Raw genomic sequence first — 11,781 nt, 5'->3', positions numbered from 1 at the left:
TTTGCTGCTCTTTTCTGAGAAATGGCCCCAAAACAGGTTGTTACTGCTCGCCCCCGGTGGTGCTTACCCGGGGCGGCATGGGCGGACGCCGGATGGTGTCTGGCGCCACCGGTTGCCGACCCGGCAAGATCTTCTGGCTGCGCATGGCCGGCGTGTGGTTGCCCGGGGAGTTGGGGTTGCGGTCTTCTATGTTCTTCTTCTGGTTTACCTGGCTGGCCTGCTGGTTCATCTCCTGCACGGTGGGCGTGGCCCGGTACGTGCGCTGCGGCTCTGGTGCCTCAAGGGCGGGGTTGTCCCGGGCCGAGGTGCAGGCCATCAGGCCGGCCCCGCAGGCCAGGGGGCATAGTACCATGCCAGCCGTTTTCCACCCCTTTTCCCAAAATCTCCTCCAAAACGTCTGCATGGCTCCTCTGTTATCTGGCGTTGCTCTGGCTTAAATCTTCATCTTCCAACTCCTGCACCGCCTTATAGCCAACCGGGGTTAACCGTAGCCCGGCGGGGTCTGGGGTGGCGTAGCCCTGGTTGCGCAAATGCTCCTCGGCCCGCTTCTGCACGTCGCGGTAGTGCAGCTTCTCGTCTTCCTGGTGCAGGAACGGGTAAATCTCGTCCCAGCCCAGCACTTCCTCGGCCTGCGTGCCTTTTGCCTTGAAGGCCTTTAAAATAAGATAACCGGTGTTCTCTATGTTCTCGCTGTTGGAGCTCAGGTTCTCTAAATCCATAGTTCTGTGCGTTAAGGTCTGTGCTATACAGTACGGCAACCCACTGGAAAGGATTTAGCGCCTAGTAGCGGCTTATTTTGGCCAGAACCCCGTCCCACAGGTGCAGGCGCATGCGCTGGCAGGCCACGGCCTCCTCACGGCATTCTTCCCACTTCTGGTCATCCTCGCCGCAGAGCTCAGACACCATCTTCATGGCCAGGGGCGAGTGGATTTCGTCGTCAAGTTGAATGTGGCGGTCCATGTAGTACTGGAAGGTGTCCAGGGTGCCGGGGTAGCGGCGGTTCAGGTCGCCCACCAGGCACCGGAACATATCTGGGATCACGTCTTCGCGCCCGAAGGTGAAGGAGGCGGCAATGCGGTGCGGCTGCCCGCTCTGGATGATCTGGAAGGTGTGCTTCACAAAGTCACGGGTGTTGCCGGGCATGGGCAGGTTCTCCAGCTGGGTGAACACCGATTTGCCGTGCTGCAACCCGGCCATGAACTCATGGATGAGCCTGATGTCGGCGCCGCATTCTTCCATGGCCCGCACGTACAGTTCAAAGTGGCTGATGGGGTTGCCCTCGGGGTCCACGTCGGTCTCCTCTTCCAACACAATTTCGTTGATGAGGCGGCGGTTAGAGGGGCTGCCGTGCGGGGTCCAGGGCACGTCTACGCAGGTAAGGTGGCGCTGCAGGCTTTTGAGCAGGCTCATAAAATCCCAGACGGCGAAGATGTGGTGCTCCATGAAAACCCGAAGGTCTGCCAAGTCATAGATAGACTCGTACAAGGGGTGCTGCATGATGGCCTCACGGTGGGGGCGTAGCTCCTGCTGCAGCCAATTTATCCGCTCCTGGTAAAATGGCGAGAGCAAAGGCGAATATCCGGGTTTCACTAAGGCTATGGGCATAGAATGTGGGGTGTATAAAAGATAAAGAATAGATCCTGAAGGCAACGGTTCATCCTATGCCTCTCCTCAAACGCCTCTTCCTCCGCAGACTCAACTCTTGAAGGTAAAGATACGCCTGGATGCGCTCAATACGCAAAATAAGCACCAACGTTTTAATACTATTTTATCCTTTCTGGCACAAAAATGACGCTCACTTCATGGCCCTGGAATAAGGGTCACCGCAGGAGGAGTCCACCAGGGTTCGGCAATATGGGAAAGCTGCAACCAGACCAACCGCTGGCGCCCCTCAGCCCGTTTTGGGGCTTTATTCCAGAAAAGAGGCAATAAACTGCCGCCCCAGGAAACTCTGCCTCTGCCTAGTATAAATACAGAATGAATGGTCGCCGAACGGAACTTACCCCGCCTGGCTGCTGTTTTCCCACGCAAGCCATTGTCCGTAAGTGGTTAAGGGAAAAGGTGTTTTTAAGATTTAATATAGAAAAACCTAAGAAAAACCTTACCTTTGCGGCCTGAAAAAAACTCTGAATGCAAAGTATCCGCAACATCGCGATTATTGCCCACGTGGACCACGGTAAGACCACGTTGGTAGACAAAATCATCCACGCCTCAAAGATATTTGACGCCCACCAACAGTTTGACGACCTGATCCTGGACAACAACGACCTGGAGCGGGAGCGCGGCATCACCATCGTTTCCAAAAACGTGTCAGTACGGTACAAAGATGTGAAAATCAACATCATTGACACGCCTGGTCACGCCGACTTTGGGGGTGAAGTGGAGCGCGTACTGAAAATGGCCGACGGTGTCTTGTTGCTGGTGGACGCCTTTGAAGGCCCCATGCCCCAGACTCGTTTCGTGCTGAGCAAAGCCATCCAACTGGGCCTTAAGCCTATTGTGGTGGTAAACAAGGTAGACAAAGAAAACTGCCGCCCAGACGAGGTGCATGAGTCTGTGTTTGACCTCATGTTCAACCTGGACGCCACCGAAGACCAGCTGGACTTCGTGACCCTGTACGGTTCCAGCAAGCAAGGCTGGATGAGCCGCGACTGGACCAAGCCAACCGAAGACATCACTCCTTTATTGGATGCCATCATTGAGGTGATCCCTCCTGCCCCTTACCGCGAAGGTACGCCGCAGATGCAGGTAACCTCTCTGGATTACTCTTCCTTCGTGGGCCGTATCGCCATTGGGCGCGTACACCGCGGTACTCTGAAAGAGGGTGCCAACATGAGCCTTTGCAAGCGCGACGGTTCTATCAAGAAAGTGAAGATCAAAGAACTTCAGGTGTTTGAAGGCCTGGGCAAAGTAAAAGTTTCTGAGGTACAGGCCGGCGAAATCTGCGCCGTAACCGGTATTGAGGGCTTTGACATTGGCGATACCCTGGCTGACTTTGAGAACCCAGAGCCAATGGAGCGCATCGCCATTGATGAGCCTACCATGAACATGCTCTTCACCATTAACAACTCGCCGTTCTTCGGCAAGGAAGGTAAGTTTGTGACCTCCCGTCACCTGCGCGACCGCCTGTTCAAAGAAACCGAGAAAAACCTGGCCCTGCGCGTAGACGAGACCGACCGTGAAGACCAGTTCCTGGTGTACGGCCGGGGTATCCTGCACTTGTCTGTGTTGATTGAGACCATGCGCCGCGAGGGCTACGAGTTACAGGTAGGCCAGCCGCAGGTAATCTTCAAAGAAATTGACGGCCAGAAACAAGAACCGGTAGAACACCTGGTGGTAGACGTGCCCGAGGAGACCGCCGGTAAAGTAATTGAGCTGGTGACCATGCGCAAAGGCGAACTCACCATCATGGAGCCCAAAGGCGACCTGCAGCACCTGGAGTTCAACATTCCGGCCCGTGGTCTGATTGGCCTGCGGAACAACGTGTTGACCGCCACTGCCGGTGAGGCCATCATGAACCACCGCTTCCTGCGCTATGAGCCGTTCAAAGGCACCATTCCGGGCCGTATTGCCGGTTCTTTGATTGCCATGGAAACCGGACCAGGCACGGCCTACTCCATTGACAAACTTCAGGACCGCGGTATCTTCTTCGTGGAGCCTGGTGAAGATGTGTACATGGGTCAGGTAATTGGCGAGCACAGCCGCGGCAATGACCTGGTGGTGAACATCCAGAAAGGAAAGAAACTCACCAACATGCGTGCCTCCGGTTCAGACGACAACGTGAAGATTGCGCCTAAGAAAGTGTTCTCCCTGGAAGAAGCCATGGAATACATCCAGAAGGATGAGTACCTGGAGGTAACGCCTAAGAGCATTAGAATGCGTAAAATTTACCTGGACGAGAACGAGCGCAAGCGTTACGGCAACTCAGAAGCCTAAGCCCTTGTCCTTTCCCATAACCAAAAGCCCCGCTGCCCGTCAGCGGGGCTTTTTTCTTGCCCAGGTGGTGGGTTTCTGCTCCAGGCTTCTGGTGGATTAGGTTGAAGTTGGCAGAGCGTTTTGGGCCGATTTCGGCAAAAACAGGCCTCAAACAGAATTGGCTTTCCGCTTCCATCGTTTGCTGTGCCCTCCCGCCTTTCAACAATCTTCTGTCCGGCAGTAGGGGTATTTCAGGAGTACCTTGTCTTTAGACAAGGCAATAGTAACAATCATTACCCGTATTGTTCAACTACTTGCCGGTAACTGTCCTGTTCAACCTCACCCCTTACTTCTATGAAGCTAAAACTTTCCTTTTTGGGCGGAGCCATCGTCCTTTCCCTGGTCTCGTTTTCGGCGCAGGCCCAGTTCAACCTTGGGAACAAACTCAAAAGCAAAGTCAACGAGAAGATTGATGCCAAGATCAGCAAGACGGCCGACCAGGTAACCAGCGGCAAAAAAGCCAAACCAGAGGCCAAAGACAGTGAGGAGGCCCCGGCGGAAGAAACCGCGTCTACTGATGCCGGAACCGAAACCAAAGCGAAAGTCTGGACCAAATACGACTTTGTGCCCGGCGACAAGGTGATGTTTGAAGACAACCTGAAAGGCGAGGAAAACGGCGAGTTCCCCTCGCGCTGGGACCTGATCCACGGCAACGCCGAAGTGGCCTCCTACGCCGGCACCGACGTGATCAACCTGGTAAGTTCGGGCACCGCCATTACCCCGCTCATGAAGACCGAGGATTGGCTGCCCGAGACCTTTACCGTGGAGATGGACCTTTTCTTTGAGTCTGATGACCCCAACGTGACTTACAACATCTATTTCATTGAGGAACTGAACCGCTACAAGGAAGAAGTGCACGGCATGTTCTGGAACCCCATTGAGATCTCGGCCGAGGGCGTGAAATTCAAGTCCTTCGGGTCTAAGTCCATCGAGCTGGAGGCAGCCGGCACCAAGAACCAGTGGCGCCATGTTTCCATTGCGTTTAACAAAAGAAGCATGAAAATTTACCTGGACCAGTACCGCCTCATCAACGTCCCCAACGTGGTGGGCAAACCGGTGAGCGTGCGGGTAGAGGTAGACAAGCGCAAAGAGGCCAACACCATGGTGAAGAACGTCTTCATTGCCGAAGGTGGCAAAAAGCTCTACGACCAGGTTCTGGCCAACGGCAAGATTGTAACCTACGGCGTGAAGTTTGACACCAACAAGGCCAACATCAGGCCAGAATCAATGGGCACGCTCAACAGCATTGCCAAGCTCATGCAGGAGCAGCCCACCCTCAAATTCAGCGTAGACGGCCACACCGACAGCGACGGCGACGATGCCTCTAACCTGAAACTGAGCCAGCAACGCGCCGAGGCCGTGAAAGCCTACCTCGTGAGCCAGGGCATCTCCGCCGACCGTCTGAAAGCCAAGGGCCTGGGAGAATCCATGCCCATCACCAAGGCCGCTACCCCTGAGGCCAAAGCCAATAACCGCCGGGTAGAGTTTGTGAAGATTTAATTTCCATCAAAGCTCTAAGCCCCGCCGGCTCACGCATAAGCAATAAGCAAGAAGCCCGCTGCCTAAACTAGCAGCGGGCTTCTCATATTTCCGTTTCAAGGCCAATTTCTTAAAAACCGCTCAGAATCGCCCTGAATTAGCTTAGGCGAACGGCAGGGTTCTCTTTTCCTGGCTGCTTTGCATGATCAGCTCAATCACCTTGATCACGTCGCGGGCCTGTTCGGGCTTCACGGCCAGCGGGGCTTCGCCCCTGATGACTTGGTTCACGTTCTCGTAGAAGTGACGGTAATGGCCGGTTTCGCTCGCAATTTTGCCCATGAAATGCAGCCCCTGGTGCTCGGTGTTCAGGTGGCCCCAGAGGCTCTCCGGTTCTACGCCCCAGTTAGGCGTGGTGTGCGGCAAGAAACCATCGTTCAGGGCTTTTTCCTGCACGTCCAGGCCGTATTTCAGGAACGACCCTCGGTCGCCGTGCAGGGTGTAGCGTGGGCTCAGCTCCCGCACCAGCAAGCCCGCCGACAGGGTCACGCTTAGATTGTCGTAGAACAGCGTGGCCTCAAACTTATCAACCACCGGGCTGCTGGGCCGCTGTATCCTCACATCGGCAGAGATTTCCAGTGGCCTGCCGAACAGCACCAGGGCCTGGTCTATGAGGTGGGAGCCCAGATCGTACACAATGCCCGAGCCGGGCGCGGCCTCCTCCTTCCAGGTGTTGCCTTTCAGGGCGGGCCGGAAACGGTCAAAATGGGCTTTGTACTCCACCAGGTTGCCCAAAAGCCCGCTTTGCACCACCTTCTGCACGGTTTTAAAATCGCTGTCCCACCGGCGGTTGTGGTACACGGTGAGCACCTTCTGCCGGGCCTGGGCCAGCTGAATCAACGCATCGGCCTGGGCCGAGGTGGGCGTGAACGGTTTCTCCACCACCACGTGCTTGCCGGCCAGCAGGGCGCTTTTCGCCAGGTCATAGTGCGAGGTGTTGGGGGTGGCCACAATCACCAGGTCAAGGAAAGGATCGTTCAGGATCTCATCGGCGTGGCTGGTGATCTGGGCCTGCGGGTAACGGGTCTGGGCCAGCTGAATGTTGGGTTCCCTGGTCTCCCTGATCTTCACCAGTTCCAAGCCAGCCACCATGTGGATGAACGGCGCGTGGAAAATCTGGCCAGCCATGCCAAACCCAATCAGCCCTACTCGTATTTTTTCCTGTGTTTCTATCGCCATCGTTAGTTGTCTTATACTTACTATGCCCAACTCGCCTTGAAGCTGCGTCAGGATTCATCTTTTGGCAAGGTAGTAAGCGGCGTTGAATTCCATGGCTTCACAGGCAGCTTTCCTTTCAAGAATGCCGGGACTACGGCCTTTCCGGGCACTTTTCTCCTGTGCAACCTTCTACCCAAAGCAGGTCTCAGAATTAAGATTCTGTAAATAAACCGCCAGAAAGAAGAGAGTCTTGATTTTTATGTCTACCTTTAGGTATTATTATTATCATCACATTAATGAAAAACGGTAAAGTAAAATTCTTTAATGATTCCAAAGGTTTTGGTTTTATTAAAGACGCTGACTCCAATGAGGAGTATTTCGTGCACGTGTCTAACCTGGTGGACGAAATCAGAGAAAACGATGAAGTAACTTTTGAGCTGAAAGAAGGCCGCAAAGGTTTAAACGCTGTGAATGTGAAACTTGCTTAAGTTTTAATATACATCAGTCCTCCAAAAGGGCTCCACGAACGTGGAGCCCTTTTTTGTTGGCCCGGGACCTGGCTGCTCTGTTGCTCCTATTCTAGCCCTATTTTCTGGAAAACAACCCCAAAACCCGCGCAGGTTACCCCAGAATTGAGTAGCTTACAAGGAGAACCGGCGTTAGAAGGCTTTATGTGAAAGTCGATTTTGCGCTAGTTTCCCGAAAAAGCCCTTGAACCGATTTCTTTACCCAACCTATGTTTTTCCCAATCTCCAGCGGCAGGCATTTTCTGGTGGCCGCTTTTAGTCTGGCGCTCCTCTCCTGCTCAGCCCCCGACCAAAAGGCCGGGCAGACCGCCGATGCTCCCTCCACCCCGGTCTTAACCGCCGCCGCCCAGGCCGAAAGTAAGCCTGATCCGGCCACCGTCCAGACAGCGACAAACTCCACTAAAGAAACAGAACCCGCCACGGCCGCCGCCATCCTCAGCCGCAAGCAGGTGCCCATCCTGTGCTACCACCAAATTCGCGAATGGACCTCCCGCGACGGGAAAGTGGGCAAAGACTACATTGTGAAACCCGCCGAATTTAGAGCCCAGATGAAAATGCTGGCCGATAGCGGTTACCACACCATCCTGCCCGACCAGTTGCAGGACTACCTGACCAAAGGCACGCCACTCCCGCCCAAGCCCATCATGCTCACCTTTGATGACACCAAACTGGACCAGTACACCGTGGCCAAGCCCGAGCTGGACAAGTACGGTTTCAAAGCGGTCTTCTTCATCATGACCGTTTCCATTGGCCGGCCCAATTACATGACCAAAGAGCAGATTAAAGAGCTGTCAGATGCCGGGCACGTGATAGGCTCCCACACCTATGACCACCACAACGTGAAGAAATACCAGGAGAAAGACTGGGTCACCCAAATTGAAAAACCCACCAAACAACTGGAGGCCATCACCGGCAAACCCATCGAGTACTTTGCCTACCCCTTCGGGCTGTGGAGACCGGAAGCCATTCCAGAGCTGAAGAAACGCGGCTTTAAAGCCGCCTACATCCTGGCCACCAAACGCGACGAGCAAGACCCGCTCTTCACCATCCGCCGCATCATCGCCAGCGGCTACTGGAGCACCAAAGGCCTGCACAACAGCATTGTGAGAAGTTTTTAGCTTCCGCTGGTTTTCGGCTCATTTAGGGTAAAAAGCCCCAAAACAGGTTCCACTTTTGCTTTCGCTGGCGCGAGTCTCCAGACTCGTGCCTTCCGAATGAGGGATAGTCTCTGACTATTCTCGCTGCACCGCAGCGAAACAGGCGTTTGATGAGAAACCTATGGTGCGGATTTACTTCCGTGCCTAACAAAACAAGTGCGCATTTCATAAAAGGCACGGAAGTAAATCCGCGCCACAGAAAGGTCCTTTTAGCTTGTGGTCCCCGGCGAGTCTGGAGCGTTCGCATCATCCCACGGCACGAGTCTTCAGACTCGCGCCAGATTCTGTAATAAACCAAAAAGCGAATAGGGGCTGTTTTCTGAAAAACAGCCCCTATTCGCTTTTGCTAAAAACTAATCACAAGTAACTAATCACTAAAAACCTCAGCACTTCTCCAGCGCCTGCAGGATATCATTCAGAATGTCCTCGGCGTACTCCAGGCCTACGGAGATCCTGATGAGGCCCGGCGTGATGCTCACGGCCTGGCGCTCTTCCTCGGTGAGTTTGGCGTGGGTGGTACTGGCAGGGTGTGAAGCGATGCTGCGGGTATCACCTAAGTTGGCGGTGAGCGACATCAGTTGCAGGCTGTTCAGGAAGGTACGCCCGCTTTCCAGGCCGCCTTTCAATTCAAAGCAGAACAAACCTCCCCCGTTCTTCATCTGCTTCTTCGCGATGTCTGATTTTGGGTGCGACGGCAGAAACGGATACTTCACCCAGTTCAGCTTGGGATGGTTCTGCAGTTGGGTGGCAATGGAAAGCGCGTTAGACGCGTGGCGTTCCATGCGCACATCCAGGGTCTCCAAGCTCTTGCTCAGGACCCAGGCGTTGAACGGCGACAAAGCCGGGCCCGAACTGCGGCAGAACAGGTAAATCTCTTTGATCAGCTCTTTCTTGCCCACTACTACGCCGCCCAATACGCGCCCTTGTCCGTCAATCCACTTGGTGGCGGAATGCACCACAATATCGGCCCCGAACTCAATGGGCCGCTGATTTACGGGTGTGGCAAAGCAATTGTCTACGTTATAGATGAGTTTGTGCTTCTTACAAAGTTTTCCCGCGGCTTCCAAGTCAATGATATCTAATCCAGGATTGGTGGGTGTCTCAATGTACAGCATCTTGGTGTTAGGCCGCACGGCAGCTTCCCACTCCTCCGGCTTGTCGGCGCTGACGTAGCTGTACTCAATGCCGTACTTGGGCAGGTATTTGGTGATGATAGTGTGTGTACTCCCAAAGATGGAGTTACAGGCCAGCAAGTGGTCTCCGGCTTTCAGGAAGGCCATAAACGAGGCGAACACAGCACTCATACCCGAGGCCGTGGCGTACCCCGCCTCGGCGCCTTCCAGGGCTACCATCTTATCGGTGAACTCCTGTACAGTGGGGTTGCTGAACCGGCTGTAGATGTTATCATCAGTTTCATCGGCGAAGGCCGCCCGCATGTCCTCGGCGTTCTCAAACTGAAAACTGCTGGTCAGGAACATAGGCGTGGAGTGCTCCATCTCGTTGGTGCGCTCGGTCTGGATGCGGATGGCCTTGGTAAGGGGATGGTATTCCATGGATTAATGTGCTAATTTTTTAATGTGCTGATGTGCTAGTGGCTGGCCTGTTCCTGTAGCGGCGTTACCCTGTAACGCCGTGGTGCCATGCAACGAGAACGCCTCACCAATGGTAGGTCTTATTACTCCGTTGGATAAGGTTTCCGGCAGGTTTGAGCCTGCATTGCGGCGTAGAGCCACGGCGTTACGCGTAACGCCGCTACGTTGGGGCGTTTTAGGCCTAATTCGGGGAAAGCAACGCTAAAACGCTATTGAACCCTTACGCGATGACTCTCGCTTCCCACGTGATCTCTGCTCCCGCGCGGCGCAGCGTTTCGGCCACGGAGCAGTATTTCATCATGGATAGCTCGCAGGCGCGTTCGGCTTTGGCTACATCATGGGGGCCCTGCATCTCAAACACCACGTGTATTTTTTTCCACAGCGAGGGCTCTTTGCCCGCTTCCCGCTCCCCGGAGATTTCCATTCTGAAGGCGGTCAATTCCTGGCGCTGTTTTTTCAGGATCATGGCCACGTCTATGCCGCTGCAGCCCCCCAAAGCCATTAAAAGCATCTGCATGGGGCGCACGCCAAAGTTCATGCCGCCGCTCTCGGGGCTGGTATCGGTGGTGATGACGTGTCCGTTAGCGTCTTTGGCCTCAAAGCCGTAATCGCCACCCACGCGGTTCATCTCAATTCTTATCATATTTATTACGGTTTTACGCCTGTAGGCCTTTACTTTGTAAGATTAAAGTAGACTACATGCATTATTTTCAATATAACCAGCCTTTTGCGTTAGAAGGTGGGCAATCGCTTCCAGAAATCACCATCGCTTACCACACGTTCGGTCAACTGAACGCAAATAAAAGCAATGTGGTCTGGATTTGCCATGCCCTGACCGCTAATTCAGACGTGCTGGACTGGTGGAACGGCCTGGTGGGTGAAAACAAAGCCTTTGATCCCAGCCAGTATTTCATTGTCTGCGCCAACATTCTGGGTTCTTGCTACGGCACTACTGGTCCGCTGAGCATTAACCCAGAAACGCAGAAACCTTACTATTCGTCTTTTCCGCAGGTCACCATCCGTGACATGGTGAAGGCACACATCCTCTTGCGTGAACACCTGGGCCTGGAGAAGATACGGATTCTGGCCGGCGGCAGCTGTGGCGGCTTTCAAGTGTTAGAGTGGGCCTTTGCCGAGCCGGAAGTAGTGGAGAACCTGTTCCTGCTGGCTACGTCTGCCGCCGAAAGCACCTGGGGCATTGGCATTCACACCACCCAGCGCCTCATGCTGGAAGCCGACGGTACCTGGGGCGAACCCAGCCCAACCGCCGGTGACAAAGGTCTGAAAGCGGCTCGCGCCCTAGGCATGCTCACCTACCGCAACTACCAGATCCTGGCCCAAAACCAAACCGATCCTGACCCCGAGAAGCTGGACCATTACCGCGTCTCTTCTTACCTCAATTACCAGGGCGACAAACTGGTGGCTCGCTTCAACGCCTACAGCTACTGGTTTCTGACCAAGGCCCTGGACAGCCACCATTTAGGCCGTGGCCGGGGCGGGCGTTTAGAGGCTGTTTTAGCCAAAATAGCCCAGAAAACGCTCATCATTGGTATCAGCAGCGATATTCTTTGCCCCACGCAGGAGCAAAAGTTCCTGGCCCAACATCTGCCCAACGCCGATTACGTGGAGATTGACTCTAATTACGGCCACGATGGATTCATCATTGAAGGTGAGAAAATCTCTCAGCACCTCTCCGCCTGGTTGGCCAGTGTCCAAAACGAGACGCCGGTATCAAACGTGATCCTGTAGAGACAAGGCACTGCCTTTTCTCCTGGCAGATTGCTTTCCATATTCAGACCAACTCCAATCCCGGAAAATAGAAAGGATCAGAAATGC

Annotated in this window: 11 protein-coding genes; 5 read left to right on the top strand and 6 right to left on the bottom strand. The window is 54.3% G+C overall.

Translation table 11 applies throughout. The annotated features are described in order from the left end of the window. Positions 1-40: 40 nt before the first annotated feature. The 3 genes from JT718_RS19490 to JT718_RS19480 all read right to left on the bottom strand — a co-directional run bounded on the left by JT718_RS19490 (position 41) and on the right by JT718_RS19480 (position 1,605). A complete protein-coding gene (locus tag JT718_RS19490; protein ID WP_205504476.1) occupies positions 41-352 on the bottom strand; it encodes a hypothetical protein in 312 nt (103 codons plus the stop codon). A gap of 61 nt (positions 353-413) precedes the next feature. Then, entirely contained in the window at positions 414-719 is a 306-nt protein-coding gene (locus JT718_RS19485; RefSeq protein WP_205504475.1) for a hypothetical protein, read from the bottom strand. A 61-nt stretch (positions 720-780) separates the two neighbouring features. Continuing rightward, positions 781-1,605 (bottom strand): DUF3050 domain-containing protein, encoded by an 825-nt coding sequence (locus JT718_RS19480; protein ID WP_205504474.1) that lies wholly within the window; start codon positions 1,603-1,605, stop codon positions 781-783. A gap of 525 nt (positions 1,606-2,130) precedes the next feature. Between JT718_RS19480 and typA the strand changes: the two genes are divergently transcribed. Together typA and JT718_RS19470 are read left to right on the top strand one after the other, a co-directional pair. Further along, on the top strand, positions 2,131-3,936 hold the full coding sequence (gene typA, locus JT718_RS19475; RefSeq protein WP_205504473.1) for a translational GTPase TypA: 1,806 nt from the start codon (positions 2,131-2,133) through the stop codon (positions 3,934-3,936). Positions 3,937-4,269: 333 nt separating this feature from the next. Further along, positions 4,270-5,475 (top strand): OmpA family protein, encoded by a 1,206-nt coding sequence (locus JT718_RS19470; RefSeq protein WP_205504472.1) that lies wholly within the window; start codon positions 4,270-4,272, stop codon positions 5,473-5,475. Positions 5,476-5,616: 141 nt separating this feature from the next. On the opposite strand, the gene JT718_RS19465 is transcribed toward JT718_RS19470, so the two are convergent. Further along, the gene (locus JT718_RS19465) at positions 5,617-6,690 is read right to left on the bottom strand and encodes an oxidoreductase (RefSeq protein ID WP_205504471.1); all 1,074 of its coding nucleotides are present in this window, start codon (positions 6,688-6,690) and stop codon (positions 5,617-5,619) included. A gap of 275 nt (positions 6,691-6,965) precedes the next feature. Between JT718_RS19465 and JT718_RS19460 the strand changes: the two genes are divergently transcribed. Both JT718_RS19460 and JT718_RS19455 read left to right on the top strand, forming a co-directional pair. Further along, entirely contained in the window at positions 6,966-7,157 is a 192-nt protein-coding gene (locus tag JT718_RS19460; protein WP_062542753.1) for a cold-shock protein, read from the top strand. A gap of 248 nt (positions 7,158-7,405) precedes the next feature. Next, entirely contained in the window at positions 7,406-8,314 is a 909-nt protein-coding gene (locus JT718_RS19455; protein ID WP_205504470.1) for a polysaccharide deacetylase family protein, read from the top strand. A 422-nt stretch (positions 8,315-8,736) separates the two neighbouring features. Here the strand turns inward: JT718_RS19455 and JT718_RS19450 are convergent, their stop codons facing one another. Then, positions 8,737-9,906 carry a trans-sulfuration enzyme family protein gene (locus JT718_RS19450; RefSeq protein WP_205504469.1) on the bottom strand — a complete coding sequence of 390 codons (1,170 nt, stop codon included), beginning with the start codon at positions 9,904-9,906 and terminating at the stop codon, positions 8,737-8,739. Between the two features lie 259 nt (positions 9,907-10,165). After that, on the bottom strand, positions 10,166-10,588 hold the full coding sequence (locus tag JT718_RS19445; protein WP_240337190.1) for an OsmC family protein: 423 nt from the start codon (positions 10,586-10,588) through the stop codon (positions 10,166-10,168). Between the two features lie 56 nt (positions 10,589-10,644). On the opposite strand from JT718_RS19445, the gene metX reads away from it, so the two are divergent. Continuing rightward, positions 10,645-11,694: a homoserine O-acetyltransferase MetX gene (metX, locus tag JT718_RS19440; RefSeq protein WP_205504468.1), complete on the top strand. Its 1,050-nt coding sequence runs from the start codon at positions 10,645-10,647 to the stop codon at positions 11,692-11,694. The last annotated feature ends 87 nt before the right edge of the window (positions 11,695-11,781 follow it).

The organism is Rufibacter psychrotolerans (assembly GCF_016924645.1).
In the GTDB taxonomy this organism is placed as follows: domain Bacteria; phylum Bacteroidota; class Bacteroidia; order Cytophagales; family Hymenobacteraceae; genus Nibribacter; species Nibribacter psychrotolerans.
This window is presented reverse-complemented; position numbering and strand designations above follow the sequence as displayed.